Annotated in this window: 15 protein-coding genes; 9 read left to right on the top strand and 6 right to left on the bottom strand. The window is 65.2% G+C overall.

Going from position 1 to position 20,141, the window contains the following annotated elements:
- Nucleotides 1-178 precede the first annotated feature (178 nt).
- From glmS to BM374_RS07000, 3 genes are all read left to right on the top strand, one after another.
- On the top strand, nt 179-2,005 hold the full coding sequence (glmS, locus tag BM374_RS07010; RefSeq protein WP_092290435.1) for a glutamine--fructose-6-phosphate transaminase (isomerizing): 1,827 nt from the start codon (nt 179-181) through the stop codon (nt 2,003-2,005).
- A gap of 88 nt (nt 2,006-2,093) precedes the next feature.
- The gene (locus BM374_RS07005; protein WP_092290433.1) at nt 2,094-2,864 is read left to right on the top strand and encodes a DUF502 domain-containing protein; all 771 of its coding nucleotides are present in this window, start codon (nt 2,094-2,096) and stop codon (nt 2,862-2,864) included.
- Nucleotides 2,865-2,972: 108 nt separating this feature from the next.
- Nucleotides 2,973-3,824, top strand: a complete 852-nt coding sequence (locus BM374_RS07000; RefSeq protein ID WP_092290431.1) for an NAD(P)-dependent oxidoreductase — start codon at nt 2,973-2,975, stop codon at nt 3,822-3,824.
- Here BM374_RS07000 and recG read toward each other — a convergent pair.
- A complete protein-coding gene (recG, locus tag BM374_RS06995; RefSeq protein WP_092290429.1) occupies nt 3,821-5,929 on the bottom strand; it encodes an ATP-dependent DNA helicase RecG in 2,109 nt (702 codons plus the stop codon). The genes BM374_RS07000 and recG overlap by 4 nt on opposite strands.
- Nucleotides 5,930-6,184: 255 nt before the next feature.
- Between recG and BM374_RS06990 the strand changes: the two genes are divergently transcribed.
- Complete coding sequence (locus BM374_RS06990; RefSeq protein ID WP_092290427.1) at nt 6,185-6,475, top strand: FAD assembly factor SdhE; 291 nt, start codon at nt 6,185-6,187, stop codon at nt 6,473-6,475.
- Nucleotides 6,472-9,990 (top strand): transcription-repair coupling factor, encoded by a 3,519-nt coding sequence (gene mfd / locus BM374_RS06985; protein ID WP_092290425.1) that lies wholly within the window; start codon nt 6,472-6,474, stop codon nt 9,988-9,990. Before BM374_RS06990 ends, mfd begins: the two co-directional genes overlap by 4 nt.
- Before the next feature lie 107 nt (nt 9,991-10,097).
- Here the strand turns inward: mfd and BM374_RS06980 are convergent, their stop codons facing one another.
- The 3 genes from BM374_RS06980 to BM374_RS06970 form a co-directional block, all read right to left on the bottom strand.
- Nucleotides 10,098-11,321, bottom strand: coding sequence for a hypothetical protein (locus BM374_RS06980; protein ID WP_092290423.1), 1,224 nt, complete (start codon nt 11,319-11,321; stop codon nt 10,098-10,100).
- An 85-nt stretch (nt 11,322-11,406) separates the two neighbouring features.
- Complete coding sequence (locus tag BM374_RS06975) at nt 11,407-12,909, bottom strand: class I adenylate-forming enzyme family protein (RefSeq protein WP_092290421.1); 1,503 nt, start codon at nt 12,907-12,909, stop codon at nt 11,407-11,409.
- Between the two features lie 4 nt (nt 12,910-12,913).
- On the bottom strand, nt 12,914-14,773 hold the full coding sequence (locus BM374_RS06970; protein ID WP_092290419.1) for an extracellular solute-binding protein: 1,860 nt from the start codon (nt 14,771-14,773) through the stop codon (nt 12,914-12,916).
- 260 nt (nt 14,774-15,033) lie between these two features.
- Between BM374_RS06970 and BM374_RS06965 the strand changes: the two genes are divergently transcribed.
- Nucleotides 15,034-15,846 carry an invasion associated locus B family protein gene (locus BM374_RS06965; protein WP_092290417.1) on the top strand — a complete coding sequence of 271 codons (813 nt, stop codon included), beginning with the start codon at nt 15,034-15,036 and terminating at the stop codon, nt 15,844-15,846.
- Between the two features lie 76 nt (nt 15,847-15,922).
- Here the strand turns inward: BM374_RS06965 and hspQ are convergent, their stop codons facing one another.
- Nucleotides 15,923-16,255 carry a heat shock protein HspQ gene (hspQ, locus tag BM374_RS06960; protein ID WP_092290415.1) on the bottom strand — a complete coding sequence of 111 codons (333 nt, stop codon included), beginning with the start codon at nt 16,253-16,255 and terminating at the stop codon, nt 15,923-15,925.
- Nucleotides 16,256-16,361: 106 nt separating this feature from the next.
- Here hspQ and BM374_RS06955 point away from each other — a divergent pair, with 106 nt between their 5' ends.
- Complete coding sequence (locus BM374_RS06955; protein ID WP_092290413.1) at nt 16,362-17,315, top strand: AEC family transporter; 954 nt, start codon at nt 16,362-16,364, stop codon at nt 17,313-17,315.
- Between the two features lie 17 nt (nt 17,316-17,332).
- Here BM374_RS06955 and BM374_RS06950 read toward each other — a convergent pair whose 3' ends face one another.
- A complete protein-coding gene (locus tag BM374_RS06950) occupies nt 17,333-18,517 on the bottom strand; it encodes a UbiH/UbiF family hydroxylase (RefSeq protein ID WP_092290411.1) in 1,185 nt (394 codons plus the stop codon).
- A gap of 141 nt (nt 18,518-18,658) precedes the next feature.
- Here BM374_RS06950 and pcsA point away from each other — a divergent pair, with 141 nt between their 5' ends.
- Together pcsA and BM374_RS06940 are read left to right on the top strand one after the other, a co-directional pair.
- The gene (pcsA, locus tag BM374_RS06945; protein ID WP_092290409.1) at nt 18,659-19,384 is read left to right on the top strand and encodes a phosphatidylcholine synthase; all 726 of its coding nucleotides are present in this window, start codon (nt 18,659-18,661) and stop codon (nt 19,382-19,384) included.
- A complete protein-coding gene (locus tag BM374_RS06940; RefSeq protein WP_092290407.1) occupies nt 19,381-20,115 on the top strand; it encodes a TerC family protein in 735 nt (244 codons plus the stop codon). Before pcsA ends, BM374_RS06940 begins: the two co-directional genes overlap by 4 nt.
- Nucleotides 20,116-20,141: the final 26 nt, after the last annotated feature.

Raw genomic sequence — 20,141 nt, 5'->3', positions numbered from 1 at the left:
CAACGGGTTAATGTGCGCGGTTAAAGGCCGGCCACATCGACGCAGGCCAGGGATTGCAGTCACGAGACGCTGTCGCAATCCGTTATAATTATTGAGTTTCTGGTTCCTTGGGAACTTCGCTAAAAACTGAACGCGTCGTCTAGGTGATTTTTCGACGATTTGGGGGATATTGATCCGCATGTGCGGGATTGTTGGCATTCTCGGGCGCGAGCCGGTTGCAGTGCAATTGGTGGATTCGCTCAAACGTCTCGAGTATCGGGGTTACGATTCCGCAGGCGTCGCCACGCTTGAAGGCAAGCATCTCGAGCGCCGCCGCGCCGAGGGCAAGCTGAAGAATCTGGAGAGGCGGCTGGAAGCCGAACCGCTGAAGGGCACCACCGGCATCGGTCACACCCGCTGGGCCACCCACGGCAAGCCGACCGTCAACAACGCCCATCCGCATGCGACCGAGCGCGTCGCCGTGGTCCATAACGGCATTATCGAGAATTTCCGCGAACTGCGCGAGGAGCTCGAGAAGAAGGGCACGGTGTTCCACACCGAAACCGATACCGAGATCGTGCTGCACCTCGTCGACGATCTGCTCTCGCGCGGCAGCAAACCGGTGGAAGCCGTGAAGCTGACGCTGGCGCGCTTGCGCGGCGCCTTCGCACTCGGCTTCATCTTCGCCGGCGACGGCGATCTCATGATCGGCGCCCGCAACGGCCCGCCGCTTGCGATCGGCTATGGCGACGGCGAGATGTATCTCGGCTCGGACGCGATCGCGCTCGGCCCGTTCACCGACACGATCAGCTATCTCGAAGATGGCGACTGGGTCGTGCTGACCCGCAAGAGCGCAACGATCTTCGACAAGGATGGCCAGGCCGTCGAGCGCGACAAGATCAAGCACGCCGCCTCGACCTCGCTGGTCGACAAGGCCAATTACCGCCACTTCATGGCGAAGGAGATCCACGAGCAGCCCGAAGTGGTCGGGCATACGCTCGCACGCTATGTCGACATGGCGACGGAACGCGTCTTGCTGCCCGTCGAGCTGCCGTTCGACTTCAAGGACATCCAGCGCATCAACATCACCGCCTGCGGCACCGCGAGCTATGCCGGCATCGTCGCAAAATACTGGTTCGAGCGCTTTGCGCGCCTGCCGGTCGAGGTCGATGTCGCCTCCGAATTCCGCTACCGCGAAGCCCCCCTGCGCAAGGGCGATCTCGCCATCTTCATCTCGCAATCCGGCGAGACCGCGGACACGCTGGCTGCATTGCGCTACGCCAAGGCCGAAGGCGCGCACACCATTGCCGTCGTCAACGTGCCGACCTCGACGATCGCGCGCGAGAGCGAGACCGTGCTGCCAACGCTGGCCGGTCCCGAGATCGGCGTCGCCTCGACCAAGGCGTTCACTTGCCAGCTCATGGTGCTGGCCAACCTCGCGATTGCCGCTGGCAAGGCGCGCGGCGAATTGTCCACTGACGACGAGACCAAGCTCATCCACGGCCTCGTCGAGGTCCCGCGCCTGATGTCGGATGCGCTCACCACCGAGCCACAGATCGAGAAGCTCGCGCACCGGATCTCGAAATCCCGCGACGTGCTTTATCTCGGCCGGGGCACCAGCTTCCCGCTGGCGCTCGAAGGCGCGCTGAAGCTGAAGGAAATTTCCTACATCCATGCCGAGGGGTACGCCGCCGGCGAGCTCAAGCACGGTCCGATCGCGCTGATCGACGAGACCATGCCTGTCGTGGTGATCGCGCCGCACGACCGCGTGTTCGAGAAGACCGTCTCGAATATGCAGGAGGTCGCCGCGCGCGGCGGCAACATTATCCTGATGACCGATGCCAAGGGTGCGGCGGAGGCGACGGTGGATTCGCTCGTCACCATCGTCATGCCCGACATGGCCGCGGCCTTCACGCCAATGGTCTATGCCATTCCCGTGCAGCTGCTCGCCTATCATACGGCTGTCGTGATGGGGACCGACGTCGACCAGCCGCGCAATCTCGCCAAGTCCGTGACCGTGGAATAGGCAAGGGGGGCAGGCCGGGCCGCTTCGTGATCTTCCAAAACCTGCTAGAAGACCCTAGCTTGGACGAAGCGACCGACCTGGAACCCGAATGACCGCCCGCGACGACGCGCCTGCGCCTCTTGATCCCGCCCCGGAACCGCATACCGGCCTGATGGGCCGTTTCCGCAATTATTTCCTGACCGGGCTCGTCGTCACCGGTCCGATCGCGATCACGCTGTATCTGGTCTGGTGGTTCGTCACTTGGGTCGACGGCGTGGTGCGGCCATTCGTCCCGCTGGCCTACCGGCCGGAAACCTATCTGCCCTATGGCGTTCCCGGCTGGGGATTGATTGTCGCATTCTTCACGCTGACGCTGGTCGGCTTTCTCGCAGCCAACCTGATCGGCCGTACGCTGGTGGATGTCGGCGAGACTTTCCTCGGCCGGATTCCGGCCGTGCGCGCGATCTATCGCGGCCTGAAGCAAGTGTTCGAGACACTGTTCTCGGGCAAGGGCTCGAGCTTCCGCAAAGTGGGTCTCGTCGAGTTTCCATCACCCGGCATGTGGTCGATCGTGCTGATCTCGCAATCGCCGAATGAGGACATCGCCCGCAACCTGCCGGGTCAGGAGGAGCATGTCTCGGTGTTTCTGCCGTGCTCGCCGAACCCGACCACCGGCTTCTTCTTCTACGTGCCCAAGAGCAAGATCATCGAGGTGGATCTCAGTGCCGAGGATGCCGCAACGCTGATCATGTCGGCCGGCGTGGTGCAGCCCGGCTCGGCGCCAGACCCGAAGAAAGCCGCCGCGCTCGCGGGCATGGCCAACGCTGCGCGCATTGCCAACGCCTCCACGCTCAGGCCCGAGCCTGCAAAGGCAGAGTAGAGCTATTCCGCAGCGAGATGGCCTGAGGTCACGCAGGCATTCGCGTCCTCTGCTATTCTTCCGGTCGAACTGAGCGTAGCGCTTGGAATTCGAAACTGGAGTGTCCCGATGTCCAAGACCATTGCGATTCTCGCCCCTGGTGCCATGGGCAGCGCGGTGGCCCGCCGCCTCAGCGAGAACGGTGCGCGCGTACTGACCTCGCTGAAGGGACGCAGCGAGGCGACATTGAAGCGCGCGGCGGACGCCGGCATGATCGGCGCCGAGGACGATGTGATAGCTGACGCCGACATCATTCTGTCGATCGTGCCGCCGGGCGAGGCGGTGGCGCTGGCCGAGCGGCTGGCCGCTTTGATCGTCAAGCGCGCGAAGAAGCCGGTCGTCATCGATTGCAATGCCGTCAACGTCGACACGGTGCGCCGGATCGAGGAGATCATCGGCTCGGCGCAAGCGCCGTTCGTCGATGGCGGCATCATCGGCTTTCCGCCGCAGCCCGGCGGCAAGAGCCCGGCTTTCTACGTGTCGGGCGAGCACGCCAAGAGCGTCGCGGTGTTGAAGGATTTCGGCCTCGACGTCCGGATCGTCGACGGCCCTGTCGGCGCGGCGTCCGCGCTGAAAATGTCTTATGCGGGCATCGTCAAGGGTCTCGCCGGGATCGGCTCGGCCATGGTGGTCGCGGCGACGAAGGCGGGGGCAGCAGACGCTTTGCGCAACGAGCTCGCGCTGAGCCAGCCTGCCATCCTGGCGCGGCTCGAGGTTGCGCTGCCGGACATGCTTCCTAAGGCCTATCGCTGGGTCGCTGAGATGCGGGAGATCTCCGGCTTCCTTGGGCCGGATCATCCGGCCAGCCAGATCTACGAGGGCTTTGCCCGCTGGTTCGAGCACCTCGCCGAGGATGTGAAGGGCGAGGCGACGGATTCCGAACTGCTGAAGGCGTTTGCCGAGAAGAGCAAGAAGGGCTAACCCGCCCCAATCAGCGGGATCGCCTCGTCGCGTTCGTAGAGGTACAGAAGGCACCGCAGCGCTTCGCCGCGCTCGCCCCTCAGCTTCGGATCGTCCTTCATGATCCGCAGGGCTTCGTCGCGGGCCTGCGTGATGAGCTGGCCGTGGACTTCGGAGCGCGCGATGCGGTAGCCGGGCAGGCCGCTCTGGCGGACGCCGAGTACGTCGCCTTCGCCGCGCAGCTTCAGGTCTTCCTCGGCGATGCGAAAGCCGTCGGTGGTCTCGCGGATCACCTTCAGGCGTGCTTTCGACATTTCGCCGAGCGGCTCGCTGTAGAGCAAAATACAGGTCGAGGCCTCCGAGCCGCGCCCGATGCGGCCGCGGAGCTGGTGCAACTGGGCAAGACCGAAGCGCTCGGCGTTCTCGATCACCATGATGGTGGCGGCCGGCACGTCAACGCCGACCTCGACCACCGTGGTTGCGACCAGAAGGCCGATCTCGTGGGCGGCGAACTGGCCCATGACGCGGTCCTTCTCAGTGCCCTTCATCTGCCCGTGCACGAGGCCCACGCGCTCGCCGAAACGCTTTTGCAGGCTCTCGAACCGTTTGGTCGCGTTGGTAAGATGCTCGGTGCCCTCGGCCTCGGACTCTTCGACCAGCGGGCAGATCCAGTAGACGAGTTTTCCGGACTCCAACGCGCGACCGACACCGTCGATGACTTCGCCGAGCCGGCTCATGGCCACAGCGCGGGTGTCGATCGGCTGGCGGCCGGCCGGCTTTTCGCGCAGCTCGGAAATGTCCATGTCGCCAAAGTAGGTCAGCACCAGCGTGCGCGGGATTGGTGTCGCGCTGAGCACCAGCACGTCCACGGCTTCGCCCTTCGACGTCAGCGCCAACCGCTCACGCACGCCAAAGCGGTGCTGCTCGTCGACGATGGCAAGCGCGAGGTCGTGGAAGATGACGTCATCCTGGATCAGCGCGTGGGTGCCGACGAGCAGGTCGATCTCGCCGGCTTCGAGTTGCGCGAGCAGCTCGCGCCGCTCCTTGCCCTTTTCGCAGCCGGTGAGGATCGCGACCCGCATGCCGGCACGCTCGGCGAGCGGGGCGATGGTCTTGATGTGCTGGCGCGCCAGGATCTCCGTCGGGGCCATCAGCGCGGCCTGCTTGCCGACCTCGGCCGCGGCGGCGGCCGCGAGCAGGGCCACCACGGTCTTGCCGGAGCCGACGTCGCCCTGGAGCAGGCGCAGCATCCGCACCGGCTGTTGCAGATCCCCAGCGATGGCGGCCGCTGCGCTGCGCTGAGAGGGCGTGAGAGCATATGGCAGGGCGTCGATGATCTTGTTGCGCAAATGGCCGTCGCCGGCATTGCGCACCCCAGCGGGCCGCCGCAATTGTGCACGGATCAGAGCAAGCGCGAGCTGGCCGGCAAGCAGCTCGTCGAAGGCGAGGCGGGACCAGTAACGCTGGTCGGGCAGGATGTCGGTGAGCTCGACGGGCTGGTGCACGCGATTGAGCGCTTCGGTAACGGACGGGAAATCGCACCGGCGCAGCACCTCCGGGCTGATCCATTCCGGCAGTGCGGGTAGCTTCAGCAGCGCCTGCGCGATTGCGCGGCGCAGCGACCCGAGCGCCAGCCCCTCGGTCAAGGGATAGACCGGATCGATCCCTGAGAGTTTTGAGATCGCCTCCTCGTCCAGCACGCGGTCGGGATGCACGATCTGCGGAATGCCGTCATACATCTGGAGCGTGCCGGACACGTAGCGCTTCGCACCGACAGGTAGCAGCTTTTCGACATAGCCCGGCTTGGCGCGGAAGAAGGTCAGCACGACATCGCCGGTGTCATCGCTGGCGTAGACCAGATAGGGCGCACGGGAATTCCGCGGCGGCGGCGGGCGATGGCGATCGACGGTGACCTCCAAAGTCACCATGGTTCCCTGGACAGCATCGCGGATCTTCGGCCGCGCGCGGCGGTCGATGACCTGGCTCGGCAGGTGCAGCAGCAGGTCCACGAGCCGCGGCGTCTCGCTGCGGCTGAGCAGATATTGCAGCAGCTTGTCCTGCTTCGGACCGACGCCAGGCAGGCTGGTCACGGGAGCAAACAGCGAATTGAGCAGGCTGGGGCGCATTCTCGCAACACTCGTCATGCGCGGGCTTGCCGTCTTCGCTAAGGCTTCGCCGCCCCGAGATCGAAAGCCCGGCGAAGCCTTTGGCGGAGCAGGGACCCGCGCATCCATCTTTTCAATGACGATGGATTGCCGGGTCAAGCCCGGCAATGACGGTTCCCCAATTGCAATAACAAAGGGCTGACACAGCCAGTTCCAGTGGCTATATCACCCCGGCCCGGCACGTCCGGGCTTTCGGCGTTTGACTGGATGTGAGACATGACGGGAACGACACGATCGAGCGATGGCTTGGACGATCGCCGCAAGCGGCTTCTGTTCCGCTGCTGGCACCGCGGCACGCGCGAGATGGATTTGATCCTCGGCCGCTTCGCGGACGCTGAAATCGGTAACCTGTCCGAGGCCGAGCTGACGCAGCTCGAGACCCTACTCGAAGTCAACGATCCCGACCTCTATGCCGCCATCACTGGTGACAAGCTGCTGCCAGCCGATGTCGCCGGTGCGTTGTTCGCCCGCATCAAGGCGTTTCCGGTTGCGGACAGCAACGTATGAAGCAGGGCATGAAATCTCCGGCCGAGCTGCTCACGCCCGGCCGCGCGCTGACGCTCGCCAACGTTGCCGAGGGCGCCGAAGGCCTCGTCGTCTCCGATCTCGCGCGTGCCATTGCCGCGCGACCAAAGAAGCCGGCGGTCAGCCTCGCAGTGGTCTGCCGCGACGGCGGGCGCATGCAGCAGCTCGAGCGTGCGCTGCAGTTCTTCGCGCCCGATCTGCCGGTGCTGACCTTTCCGGCCTGGGACTGCCAGCCTTACGACCGCGTCTCGCCGCATGGCGGCATCCTGGCGCAGCGTCTGACAACGCTGGCGCGGCTTGCCGCGCTCACCGGCAGCGACAAGCCGCTGATCGTGCTGACCACAGTGAACGCCGTGGTGCAGCGCGTGCCCGCGCGCGAGCTCGTCGCGGCACAGGCGCTTTCCGTAGCGCCCGGCAACGTCGTGCCGATGGACACCATCGTCGCCTGGCTCGAGCACAATGGTTACAACCGCTCGTCGACCGTGCGCGAGCCGGGCGAATATGCCGTGCGCGGCGGCATCCTCGATCTGTTTCCGGCGGGCCTGGAGCAGCCCGTGCGCTTCGACTTCTTCGGCGACAGCCTGGAGTCGATCCGCTCGTTCGATGCCGAGACCCAGCGCACGCTGCTCGACATGCGCTCACTCGATCTGGTGCCGATCTCGGAATTCCAGCTCGTCACCGATACGATCCGTCGATTCCGCATGGGCTATGTCGCCGAGTTCGGCGCGCCCGAGCGCGACGATGCGCTCTACGAGGCCGTCAGCGAAGGCCGCCGCCATCCCGGCATGGAGCACTGGCTACCGTTGTTCCAGGACCGGATGGACACGCTGTTCGACTATCTGCAAGGGGCGGCCGTGGCGATCGAGCCGCAGGCCGAGGACGCCGTCCGCGAGCGCTTCAAGCAGATCCAGGACTATTACGAGGCGAGGCGCGAGGCGATGGAGCATCCGGGCGGCGGCGCCATCTACAAGCCGCTGCCGCCGGACAGGCTCTATCTGACAGATGAGGAGTGGACCAAGCGCGAACGCGATATGCCGCTGATCCGGCTGACGCCGTTCTCGGTGCCGACCGACGGCACAAGTGTCATCGATGCCGGCGCGCGCAAGGGCCGCGACTTCGCGCCGGAACGTAACGACACCACCGTCAACGTGTTCGAATCCGTCGTCAGCCATGTCATGGCGCTGCAGGCCCAACGCAAGAAGGTCGTGATCGCGCTCTGGAGCGAAGGCTCGCGCGACCGCATGACCTCGATGTTGCGCGACCACAAGCTGGCTCACACCACCAGCGTCAACGCCTGGCGCACGGTGCAGGCGACCCCGCGCAACGAGACCATGCTCGCCGTGCTTGGGCTGGAGAGCGGCTTCGAGACCGACGAGATCGCCGTCATCAGCGAGCAGGATATTCTGGGCGACCGCCTGGTGCGGCCGCGGAAGGCGAGCCGCAAGCTCGACAATTTCATCTCGGAGGTGACGAGCCTCACCGCCGGCGACATCGTCGTTCACGTCGACCACGGTATCGGCCGTTTCATTGGCTTGCAGACTCTCGATGTCGCCGGCGCGCCGCATGATTGCCTCGAGCTGCATTATGCCGCCGAAACAAAACTGTTCCTGCCGGTCGAGAACATCGAGTTGTTGTCGCGCTACGGCTCGGATCAGACCACGGTCGAGCTGGATCGTCTCGGCGGAAGCGGCTGGCAGACGCGCAAGGCGAAGCTCAAGAACCGTATCCGCGAGATCGCGGGCGAGCTGATCAAGATCGCGGCCGCGCGCCACTTGCACGAGGCCCCCAAGCTGCCGGTGCAGCAGGGCCTCTACGACGAGTTCTGCGCGCGCTTCCCCTATGACGAGACGGAGGACCAGCTCGGCGCGATCGAATCCACTCTCAAAGACCTCGAGCTTGGCCGTCCCATGGACCGGCTGATCTGCGGCGACGTCGGCTTCGGCAAGACCGAGGTTGCGCTGCGCGCGGCCTTTGCCGTCGCGCTCGAAGGCAAGCAGGTTGCGGTCGTGGTGCCGACCACGCTCTTGGCACGCCAGCACGCCAAGACGTTCACGGAGCGCTTCAAGGGCTTTCCGGTGAACGTGGCGCAGGCCTCGCGCCTGATCGCGACCAAGGAGCTGAACCAGGTCAAGAAGGGCATCGCCGACGGTTCGGTCGATATCGTCGTCGGCACCCACGCGCTGCTCGGCAAGGCCATCAAATTCCGCGATCTCGGCCTCGTCATCGTCGACGAGGAGCAGCACTTTGGCGTCACCCACAAGGAGCGGCTGAAGGCGCTGCGTTCCGAGGTGCATGTGTTGACGCTGTCGGCAACGCCGATCCCGCGCACGCTGCAGCTCGCGCTGACCGGCGTTCGCGAGCTCTCGATCATCGCCTCGCCGCCGGTCGACCGCTTGGCGGTGCGCACCTTCGTCGCCCCGCACGATCCCCTGATGATCCGCGAGGCGCTGCTGCGCGAGCGCTATCGCGGCGGCCAGGCGTTCTATGTGGTGCCGCGCATCGACGATCTCGCCGAGGTCAAGGACTTCCTCGACAAGAACGTGCCGGAGATGAAGGTCGCGGTCGCGCACGGCCAGATGCCGCCTGCCGTGATCGAGGACATCATGACCGCGTTCTACGACGGCAAGTTCGACATCCTGCTGTCGACCACGATCGTGGAATCCGGTCTCGACATTCCCAATGCCAACACGCTGATCGTGCACCGCGCCGACATGTTCGGTCTCGCCCAGCTCTATCAGCTCCGCGGCCGCGTCGGTCGTTCCAAGCTGCGGGCTTATGCGCTGTTCACGCTGCCGGCGCAGCAGAAGATCACCGCGCAGGCCGAGCGCCGGCTCACCGTGCTGCAATCGCTGGAGACGCTGGGCGCCGGCTTCCAGCTCGCCTCCCATGACCTCGACATCAGAGGCGCCGGCAATCTGCTCGGCGAGGAGCAGTCCGGCCACATCAAGGAGGTCGGATTCGAGCTCTACCAATCGATGCTGGAAGAGGCGATCGTCAACCTCAAGGCCGGCGTCGCCGAGCCCGCCGCCGATCGCTGGTCGCCGACCATTACCATCGGCATGCCCGTGCTCATTCCGGAGGATTATGTCGGCGATCTCTCCGTGCGGCTGTCGCTCTACCGGCGTCTGGCTGACCTCGATAGTGAGGAGGAGATCGAGAATTTTGGCGCCGAGATGCGCGACCGCTTCGGTGTGCTGCCCGACGAGGTGCGCTATCTGTTCAAGGTCGCCGCGATCAAGGCGTTCTGCCGCCAGGCTAACGTCGAGAAGATCGATGCCGGCCCGAAGGGTGCCGTCATCACCTTCCGCGACAATTCCTTCGCCTATCCCGACCGTCTGGTGTCGTTCATCAAGAGCCACGGCCAGGCCGCCAAGGTGCGGCCCGACATGAAGGTGGTCTTCCTCCAGGATTGGGAGACGCCGGAAGAGCGTCTCGCCGGCACCACCGAGATCATGCGGCAGCTGGCCCAGCTCGCGCAGAAAAAGAAGGCGGCGTGAGGGGTGCCGTAGGGTGGATTAGCCGAAGGCGTAATCCACCTCTTCTGTTTCTGCGGATGTGAACAGTGGTGGGTTACGCCTTCGGCTAACCCACCCTAGGAAAGCTGCTACGACGCCGCCCTCGAAGCGTCCGCCGACAGCCGCGCCAACAGCGACCGTGCCGTATCCGACGGCGACAGCGAATCCACCGATACGACGGGATCGCTGCGCATCTCGTGCTTGCCGTTAGACGTGTGCTTCATCACCGCCGACAGGCGGCGGGCGATCATGTGCGCCGTGCGGAAGTCAGTTTCGGCGAACACCACGATGACAGAGCCGTCCTTCTGCGCAACGCCAAAATCCATCTGCCGCATCAGGCGGCTGAGAATACGCGCGGCATCCAGTTGGGCGCGGGGATTGCCGGGGTCGAAGGCGAAGCGCGCCACCGACAGGCCGCCGCCGCGGGCGAGCGTCTCTTCCACCGCCTTGGCGAAATCACGGGCGAAGGCTTCGACCGTGAGCAGGCCGCTGCGCGGATCGAGCCAGCCACGGGCGTCGATCGAGCGCAACGTGCGGCTCAGTTGTGCCTCCATGGCGCGCTGGCGAATGAGCGGCAGCGCGTTGGCTGCGACCTTTGCGGGCTCGCCTGCGATCAGCTCGAGATTGGGCAGGTCGTAGCTCTGGGTGAGCTCGTGCGCCGTGACGACCACGGGCAGGTTGCGGAAGCGGGTGTCCTCCGCCAGCACCGTGAGGAAGGCGTCGGTAACGCGCGGCGTGAATCCGTCGGAGAGCACGACGCCGTCGATGTCGCGGGTGTTGAGATGCTTTGCTGCGGCCTCGATCGAGAGCGCGCCGACGACGCCGGTACGTTCGCCGAGCGCAACTGACAGCGCAGGGTACGCGGCGCCGCGGCCGATCAAGAGCACGATGGCGTCACGCGTCGGATCGCTCTCCGGCAGCGCGACCTTCGCCTCCGGCAGGCGGCGCAGCACCGTGGCGTGCAGCGTGCGGACGCGGAGCGCGGCGCGCAGGCGTGCGATCAGGCGCTCGGCAGCGTTGCCGCGCGTGGCGAAGGGCAGGGCGTTGTGAGGCAGCGACGCTTGCGCATCCAGCGCGACCAGCGGGAGATAGAGCGGCCGATCGGCAATCTTCTTGGCGAGCAAAGCGATGTGCGGCTCGTGGCCGCCGGACATGGCAGCGAGGACGGCGGCCGGCTGCACCTGCTCGACCGCGCGCACGGCGCTCGCCCAATCGCTGTCGATGACCGGAAACAGACGGGCTTCGTCCAGCGCCGCGATGAAGGCGGGGCGCTCGGTATTGGACACAAAAAGGATCGGGCCCGCCTGGGACATCAGGAAACTCTGATCACGCAATCGATGCTGCGCAATCTAGTCCGGCCGCCTTAATACGGCGTCAATGTTCCCTGCGAATGTGCGCCTAGACCGGACCGGAGCGGTCGCGAAAAGCCTCGACCATCAAGGGGTTAAGCCCGAGTTCGCTGAGCGCCTCGCGCGCCCTTGTATTGTCCTGGGCCCGGCCCGCGAGCCGGTGGCCGGAGAGGCGGTCGGGCAGGGCCGTCAGCAGCGCACCCTGGCCGAGCCGGCGTGCCCATTCCTGGAGGTCGTTGGACAGGAAGCGATAGCCGCCGACGGCCATGATGCCCGCTGGCGGCGCCGTGATGCAGATCGCGCCGGTTGCCCGGTCGATCCGCGCAGCATAGCCGGTATCGACATAGTCGCGCGGCGGCTGCGCCGTCAGCGTCTCACCGACCGGCTGAGGCGGCGCGTAGGCCGCGATCGGCACCATCGGGCCGCGCAGCCCGAGCGTGCCCTTCTGCGTCAGCAGGATCTCGCCGGCGATGGAGGAGCCGGACTGCTCGCGCGGGGCGCCGTGCGGCCCGGGCATCACCGCCACGGGCATGCCGTCCTCGCCGCGGCGAACGCCGAACAGCCCGGCCTCGCCGAACAGATAGACGTCCGTGAGCGGCGCATGCGGCGCGATCCAGGCCTCGCTGGCTGCCACCTGCTCGGGCGCGCGCCAGAGCCCGATGACGTTGCGCAAGGTCGGCATGCGTGCGGCAAGGCCGGAATCGCCGAGGCGCAGAGCGAGCTGGGCCGGCGCGATCAGCACGTCGCATTCATGCTCGTTGACTTGCTGCTCCAGCACCTCGCTCTCGAAGGGATGATGCAGCGCCAGCGTGCCGCCGCAGAGCAGCCACACCGCAAGCGAGGAGGCGAGGCCCGCGAACGACATCGGCGTGAACGCCGCCATCACCGTCGCGCCCTGCCGGATGTCGGCTTCCAGCGACATCGCGAGCCCCCCCGCGATCAGGCTGAAATGTGGTCGCGGCACCGGGCGGAAACCTTCGGCCGTGACGTCGAAGGAGATCATCGCCGCCTTGCGCCCGTCCTGGATCACGGCGCGCGTCGTGCCGGGCGGACGCGCCAGCACCTCGTCGAGCGGGGCCATTCCTTCGGGCAGATCAGAACCGAAGCCGAAGACGTGGCGGATCGAGAACGCCTCGGCGGCGGCGTGCATCGCAAGGTCGGAATAGCTGACGCCGTCGATCTTGCTCATGGTGACGATGGCGCGCGCCGCGGTGCGGTTGAGCGCGGCCGCCAGTTCCGCCTGTCGCCACAGCAGCGGCAGCACTGCGACCACGAGGCCGGCGCGGTGGGCAGCTAGCACCGTCAGCACGAACTCGACCGTCGCGGGCAACTGGATCGCGATCACCGAATTGGCCGGCAGGCCCGATTCGACGAAATGCGCCGACAGCGCCTCGATGGCGGTATCGGCTTCGGCGTAGGTGAGCCGTCGCGGCTGGTGGCCGGTGATCCGCGACTTGTTGAGGGGGTCGAGCAGGGCAGGCGCGTGCGGCTGCCGCATCAGCGTCCGCTGGAACAGCGTGTCGAGCGTCGGCGATACGGCTGGCTGGTTCACGGCGTCACTTCGCTGGACTGGCTTGAGGCTGACCCTTCGCCCACCAAGTCTCCGGCAGATAGCCCGAGAGCGCGGTGGCCTGTGGTCGTTCTATCCGATTCCAGCGCGCGATCCATTGCTCGGATACGTTAAACAGGGGGATTGTGTAGAAGCCCGCCATCAAGGCGCGGTCGAGCGCCCGTACTGCGTCGACGAACTCCGTATGATCACGGGCCTCCAGCAGGGCCTTGATCATCGCATCGACCGCGGGATCCTTGGCGCCCATGTAGTTGCGGGTGCCCGGATTGTCGGCGGCCGCGCTGCCACAATAGAAATACTGCTCGTTGCCGGGCGACAGTGACTGGTCCCAGCGGTTCTGGATCATGTCGAACTCGTAGGCCAGCCGGCGCTGGTCGAACTGCACGGGATCGACCGCGCGCACGCTCGCGTCGATGCCGGCGCGCTTGAGGTCGCGCTGGAAGGCGAGCGCGATGCGCTCCTGGTCGCGGGTCGTCACCAGCATCTCGAAGGTGAAGGGCGCCTTGGTCGCGCGGTTGCGCAGCACGGTGCCGTCCAGATTGTAGCCGGCGTCGGACAGGAGTTTCAGCGCCGCGCGCAGCGTGTTGCGGTCGCGTCCCGAGCCGTCGGTCACCGGCAGGCGGTAGCTGCCATCCATGATGTCTACGGGAATCCGCGCGCCAAAGGGTTTGAGCAGCTCTCGCTCGCGCGGATCCGCAGGCCGCGCATAGGCCGACAGTTCGGAGCCCGCGAAATAGCCGCCGGCTCGCGAATACAGCGAGAAGAAATAGTTGCGGTTGACCAGCTCGAAATCGAACAGCAGCGTCAGCGCCTGGCGCACCCGGATGTCGGCGAACACAGGACGCCTGGTGTTGAACACCAGGAATTCCGAGGGCCACGGCGTGCCGGGCTTGAAGGTGTCGCGGATCACCTCGCCGCTTTTGGCAGCTGGAAAATCGTAGCCATCATGCCAGCGCAACGGCTCGTTCTCGACGCGGAAATCATAGAGGCCGCGCTTGAAAGCTTCGAACTGGCCATTGGCCTCGCGATAATAGTCGAGCCGGATCTCGTCGAAATTGAACAGCCCGCGATTGACAGGGAGATCGCGGCCCCAATAATCGGGATTGCGCGTCAGCGTCACGCTGGCGCCGGGCTTCACCGCGGTGACGCGGTAGGGACCCGAGGCGATCGGCCCGGTCAGCGTCGTCTCCTCGAAGGTCGCGACATCGACGGCATGCTTCGGCAGGATCGGCATCAGGCCGAGGATCAACGGCAGCTCGCGGTCGTTGGCGCCGGCGAGGTCGAAGCGGATCGTGAGGCGATCCGGTGCCTCGGCCTTGGCGACCTTGGCGTAGTACTGGCGAAGGTTGGGACGGCCATGATCGCGCAGGAGCTGCCAGGAGAACAGCACGTCCTCGGCCGTGACCTGTTTTCCATCGGAGAAGCGGGCGCGGGGATCGAGATGGAACGTGACGTAACTGCGTTCGTCGTCAGTTTCGATGGTCTTGGCGAGCAGGCCGTAGAGCGTGAACGGCTCGTCCTGGCCGCGCGCCAGCAGGCTCTCGACCACGTAGGCGCGGATCGGCTGTACGGCCAATCCCTTCACGATGAACGGATTGAGGCTGTCGAAGGTGCCGAGAATGCCCCAGGTCAGCCGGCCGCCCTTGGGAGCGTCGGGATTGGCATAGGGCATGTGGGTGAAATCAGCCGGCAAGGCCGGCTTGCCATGCATGGCGATCGCATGCGCCTCTTCGGCCCGCCCGCCGCTGACCGACAGCCCCAAGGCGAGGACCATGATCGCGGGGACCAAAGCGAGACGGCAGAGGGGGAAAACGGGGCCCTCGAGCAGGCGCTGGAACATGAACATTCGGACACGTTGATTCGAGGACCGGGGCGTCCGAATCTTATCACAGGGATTTCACTGCGAGCCTGCCGGGAGAGAGCCAAAGACGCTTGTCGGCATTGATCTTTTCGTCGACCACGTTAAGAAGGCACGCAATCGCGCGGAGAGCGCCGAGCCCGTCACGTATCCGCCTCAATTGACGGGGAGAGAGCCGCGCCCAAGGCGGTTTGGTTCGGCGCTTCGGAGCGGTTCGGGCACTTCCCGTTCAGAAAGGGTTTTCTGCAATGAATTTCCGTTATTTGGCCGCGTGCGTCCGGCCGCGCGGGCGCCTTCTGGCCCTGTTGACAGCGACGGCGTTGGTCGTCCCGTTTGCTGCTGAGGCCCAGGGTCAAACCCCGGCCGCGCCAGCACCCAAGGCGGCCCCGAAAGCGGCTCCGAAAGCTGCTCCCAAGGCTCCCGCCCCCGCGCCGGCTCCCCAGGCCCAGCAGGCGCCAGCCCAGCAGGGCGCTCCGGCAGCGCAGGGCGGCCAGCCCGCCGATCAGCAGATCCAGCTGATCTACGCGCCCTGGACCAAGTTCTGCCTCAAGGGCCAGGACGCCAATGCCAAGCAGGTCTGCTTCACCGGCAAGGACGGCCGTATCGAATCGGGTCAGCCGGTCATCGCGGCCGTGATCATCGAGCCCGAAGGCGAGCCCAAGAAGATCCTGCGCGTGACGCTGCCGCTCGGCATGCAGCTCGTGCACGGCACCCGCATCATCGTCGATAACAATCCACCGCTGCAGAGCCCCTATGTGATCTGCTTCCAGAACGGTTGTATGTCGGATTACGAGGCGACGCCCGATCTCATCAACAACATGAAGAAGGGCCAGAACCTCGTGGTGCAGGCGATCAACGCCAACGGTGCGCCGTTGACCCTGCCGCTGCCGCTCGCCGGCGAATTCCAGAAGGCCTATGACGGTCCGCCGACCGATCCGAAGGTGTTCGAGGAAACCCAGAAGAAGCTGCAGGAAGAGCTTCAGAAGAAGGCTGAGGAGCAGCGCAAGAAGCTCGAGCAGCAGGGTGGCGCCCCCGGCGCACCGCCGACCGCTCAGAAGTAATCGGGCTGGATCCCGGACATGAAAAAGGCGCTCACCTCGAGCGCCTTTTTTGCTGGCTGCTTCTCGGCAGCGAAACTCAGTTCAGCGATGGATTGCGCGGGCGGTAGCCGCCATCCTTGTTCTTGATGAAGATCTCGGCGACCTGGGAATGCCGGATCGGCTCGCCGGAGTCATCGGGCAATAGGTTCTGCTCGGAGACGTAGGCGACGTACTCCGACTCCGCGTTCTCCGCGAGCAGATGGTAGAACGGCTGGTCCTTGTGAGGCCGCACCTCCTCCGGGATCGACAGCCACCACTCCTCGGTGTTGTTGAATTCCGGATCGATGTCGAAGATCACCCCCCGGAACGAGAAGATCCGGTGGCGCACGACCTGGCCGATTTGGAACTTGGCTGTCCGCGCTTTGATCATGCCCCGTCGATAGACCAGGATTGTGGCCGATGCTAGTGGCCTTATGGGGAATTAACCCGCGGCCGCGGGACAGATAGCCGCCAGATCTTCAGAAAACACTTCATCAATGGTCGACATCCTCAATCTGGCGTTACCTTATTTCGGCTTGATTTTCGTCGGCTTCGCCTGCGGCAAGGTCAAGTCCCTGCCGGAATCAGGCCTCGCCTGGATGAACTTCTTCCTGCTCTACGTGTCGCTACCGGCCCTCTTGTTCGCGATCATGTCGAAGACGCCGTTTTCGGAATTGAACAATCCACCGTTCCTGGTCGCGACCACTCTGTCGACGGTTGCCGCGTTCACGATCGCGCTTCTCGTCGGGAAGGTTCTTGGCAAGCTGACGCTGCGCGAGGCGACGCTCGCGGGCCTCTCCGGTGGCTACGGCAACATCGGTTATATGGGGCCGGGGCTGGCGCTCGCGGTGCTGGGATCGAAGGCGGCCGCGCCGACGGCGCTGATCTTCTGCTGCGACAGCATCTTCCTGTTCACGATCGTGCCGCTGCTGGTCGAACTCTCCGACCGCGACCATCCCTCGCTCGTGCATGCCTTCGGCGTCGTCCTGAAGCAGATCGTGCTCAACCCGCTGATCATGTCGGCGTGCTTTGGCGCAGCCGTGGCCGCACTCCACATCGAACTGCCGGTCGCGCTCGACCGCACCATCACCTTCCTTCAGAACGCGGCCGCCCCGACCGCCCTGTTCGTGCTCGGTGTGACGGTGGCGTTACGGCCGTTCGATCGCGTGCCCTGGGAGGTGCCCGGTGTGATCGCGGTCAAGCTGCTGATCCATCCGCTCGCGGCCTTTGGCCTGATGCTGGCATTCGGCCCGTTCGCGCAGCCATGGGCCGCGACTGCCATCCTGATGGCCTCGCTGCCGCCGGCGCTGAATGTTTTCGTGATCGCAAGGCAAAACGATGCCTGGATCGAATCCGCCTCGGTCGCCGTGCTGCTCGGCACGTTTGCATCCGTGGTCACGCTGACCAGCGTGATGTGGGCGCTTCAGAGCGGGCGGTTGGCGTTTCCGTAAGGACTGTTTTCGCCAAACTACCGGCGCCAGGTCGGCGTCAGGCCTTCACGCATGGCAAAGCGCCGGAGCGGGCCGATGGCACCTAGCAGGTGCATGCCGGCGGCGCGGACCGGCTGGAGCGGCAGGAAGTCGTTGAGCAGCGAGCGGTTGGCGATATCGATCGCAAAGGTCCGGCTCAAAATATCGGGACGCCGCGCGCGGTCGTAACGTTTCAGCACCTCGTCTGCGCCGGGATCCTGGCCCGCCGCGATGGCCTCGCCGGCGAGCCGGGCAATGTCGGCGGCATCCCGCAGACCGAGATTGAGACCTTGGGCGCCGATCGGGGGAACCACATGGGCGGCTTCGCCGACCAGCGCGATGCGCTCGCGCGCGAACGACTGCGGACGCTCGATCGCCAGCGGGAACAGGTTGCGGCCGGGCTCGACCGTCATGCGGCCGAGGATCGAATGCGACTGCTTCTCGATCGCGACGGAAAGCTCCTCGTCGCTCAGGCCACGAAGCCGTTCCGCCTCGGCGGGGGCTGAAACCCAGACGATACTGGAACGATTGCCGGGCAGGGGCACGAACACGCAGGGCCCATGCGGCGTGTGGAACTCGGTCGAGACGTTGCGGTGCGGCCTGCTATGGCTGACGTTGAAGGTCAGCGCCGTCTGCGTGAGGTCGCGCCGCGTCACCGCAATGCCGGCGGCCTCACGGCACAGCGAATGCCGGCCGTCGGCGCCGACCACGAGCCGCGCGGTCAAGAATTGTCCGGACGCCGTGCGGATCGCGACATCATCGGCTTCGATCACGACACTTTCGGCTTCGCCGTCGAAACGGACGAGATTGGACAGCTCCGCCGCGCGCGCCTCGAGCGCCAGCATCAGCGCGCGATTGTCGATGTTGTAGCCGAAGGCATCGAGCCCGATCTCGTGACAGGAAAACCGGACCTCCGGCGCACGGAATAGCCGGCCGGTATCGTCGACAAGCCGCATCACCTCGAGGCCAGCCGCCTTGTCCTTGCAGCGCGGCCAGACGTCGAGGCTTTCCAAGAGATCAACGGAAGCGCCCAACAGCGCAGTCGTCCTGTTGTCGGCATAGGGCAGGCGCCGCGCCACCAGCGCGGTGCGCGCCCCTCGCTGCGCCAATGCAATCGCCGCCGCAAGGCCCGCCGGTCCGCCGCCGATAACGCTTGCGTCAAAGAGTGTCGATGCGTCTGTCATGGAACGACATTTGACACGCCCTGCGGTAAATTCAAGCCACCTATTTTGCCTGATTTTTATGACTGATAGCGCGGCGCAATGCCGCGTCGGCGGATGTGCAAACCGGTCCCTTTCTGGTAGCAGAAGCCGATGGATACACAGATGGATAGCCAAGAGGATTCCCTCAAGCCGAGGCCCGTGATCCGTGCCGCGGCGTTTTCCGTGCACATCTTCACCGCCTTTGGCGCGGCGATCGCGCTGCTGGCGATGCTGGAGGCGGTGCGCGAGCACTGGGCCGCGATGTTCGGCTGGCTGGGTGTCGCCCTGATCATCGATGCGATCGACGGGCCGATCGCACGCCTGCTCGACGTCAAGAACGTGCAGCCCAACTGGTCGGGCGACGTGCTCGACCTCGTGGTCGATTTCGTCACCTATGTGTTCGTACCGGCCTATGCGATCGTGGCGAGCGGCATGTTGCTGCCGGTCGCCGCACCGGTGCTCGGCATCGCCATCATCGTCACCAGCGCATTATACTTTGCTGATCTGCGCATGAAGGCGGACGACAATCATTTTCGCGGCTTTCCGGCGCTGTGGAATGCGGCAGCGTTCTATTTGTTTCTGCTGCACTGGCCGCCGCTGTCGTCGACGCTGCTGGTCGCCGGGCTGGTGGTGCTGACCTTCGTGCCGTTCCACGTGCTGCATCCGGTTCGCGTCGTGCGGCTGCGCTGGCTGACGATGGCGCTGATCGTGCTGTGGGGATTGCTCGCCTTCTACGCGCTGGAGATGGATTTTCACGTCGGCACCGGCGTGACGGTCGCGCTATGCGCAATCGCGCTGTGGATCGCCTTCAGCGACGCAATGATCCGCCTGGCGAGATCTTTCGCATGATGCATCTTCTGACCAGCCCCGAGGCCTGGGCCGCGCTGCTCACCTTGACCTCGCTCGAGATCGTGCTCGGCATCGACAACGTCATCTTCCTGTCGGTGATCGTCTCGCGCATTCCGGAGAAGCAGGCCCATCGCGCCCGCCAGATCGGGCTCGCGCTGGCCCTGGTCTTCCGGATCATCCTGCTCAGCGTGCTGGTCTGGCTGATCGGCCTGACAGCGCCGGTATTTTCGCTTGCAGGCTACGATTTCTCCTGGCGTGACCTGATCCTGATCGGCGGCGGCCTGTTCCTGATTTCAAAGGCGACACACGAGATCCATGCCGAGGTCGAGGCAGATGACGGCGAGGGGAAGAAGGAGGGCGTCGGCAGCGCGTTCTTCTGGGTCATCGTCCAGATCGTCGTCATCGACATCGTGTTCTCGCTGGACTCCATCATCACCGCGATCGGCATGGCGCAGGACCTCGAGATCATGATCGCGGCCGTCGTGATCGCCTGCCTGATCATGTACATTTCGTCGGGACCGGTGGCGCGATTCGTTGCCGAGCATCCCACCACCAAGATGCTGGCGCTGGCGTTCCTGGTGTTGATCGGCGTCGCGCTGGTCGCGGACGGATTCAAATTCCACATCCCGCGCGGCTACATCTATTTTGCAATTGCGTTCTCTGCGGCGGTCGAGTTCTTCAACGTGCTGGCCAAGCGTAACCGCAGGAAAGCCGGCAACTCCCCGATGTAGAGGCTCTTGCTGGCGTCGAGTTGACA

Origin of the sequence: Bradyrhizobium sp. Ghvi, from assembly GCF_900115265.1 — a bacterium.
Taxonomy (GTDB): domain Bacteria; phylum Pseudomonadota; class Alphaproteobacteria; order Rhizobiales; family Xanthobacteraceae; genus Bradyrhizobium.
The sequence above is the reverse complement of the archived record's forward strand: the minus strand, read 5'-3'. Positions and strand labels throughout refer to the sequence as shown.

Bases quoted from the DNA above. Each gene is read 5' to 3' on its own strand.
- glmS (WP_092290435.1), top strand. From the start codon at position 179: ATGTGCGGGATTGTTGGCATTCTCGGGCGCGAGCCGGTTGCAGTGCAA.
- recG (WP_092290429.1), bottom strand. From the start codon at position 5,929: ATGCGCCCCAGCCTGCTCAATTCGCTGTTTGCTCCCGTGACCAGCCTG.
- hspQ (WP_092290415.1), bottom strand. From the start codon at position 16,255: ATGATCAAAGCGCGGACAGCCAAGTTCCAAATCGGCCAGGTCGTGCGC.
- BM374_RS06990 (WP_092290427.1), top strand. From the start codon at position 6,185: ATGACGGGAACGACACGATCGAGCGATGGCTTGGACGATCGCCGCAAG.
- BM374_RS06950 (WP_092290411.1), bottom strand. From the start codon at position 18,517: ATGACAGACGCATCGACACTCTTTGACGCAAGCGTTATCGGCGGCGGA.
- mfd (WP_092290425.1), top strand. From the start codon at position 6,472: ATGAAGCAGGGCATGAAATCTCCGGCCGAGCTGCTCACGCCCGGCCGC.
- pcsA (WP_092290409.1), top strand. From the start codon at position 18,659: ATGGATAGCCAAGAGGATTCCCTCAAGCCGAGGCCCGTGATCCGTGCC.
- BM374_RS06980 (WP_092290423.1), bottom strand. From the start codon at position 11,321: ATGTCCCAGGCGGGCCCGATCCTTTTTGTGTCCAATACCGAGCGCCCC.
- BM374_RS07005 (WP_092290433.1), top strand. From the start codon at position 2,094: ATGACCGCCCGCGACGACGCGCCTGCGCCTCTTGATCCCGCCCCGGAA.
- BM374_RS06970 (WP_092290419.1), bottom strand. From the start codon at position 14,773: ATGTTCATGTTCCAGCGCCTGCTCGAGGGCCCCGTTTTCCCCCTCTGC.
- BM374_RS07000 (WP_092290431.1), top strand. From the start codon at position 2,973: ATGTCCAAGACCATTGCGATTCTCGCCCCTGGTGCCATGGGCAGCGCG.
- BM374_RS06955 (WP_092290413.1), top strand. From the start codon at position 16,362: ATGGTCGACATCCTCAATCTGGCGTTACCTTATTTCGGCTTGATTTTC.
- BM374_RS06965 (WP_092290417.1), top strand. From the start codon at position 15,034: ATGAATTTCCGTTATTTGGCCGCGTGCGTCCGGCCGCGCGGGCGCCTT.
- BM374_RS06940 (WP_092290407.1), top strand. From the start codon at position 19,381: ATGATGCATCTTCTGACCAGCCCCGAGGCCTGGGCCGCGCTGCTCACC.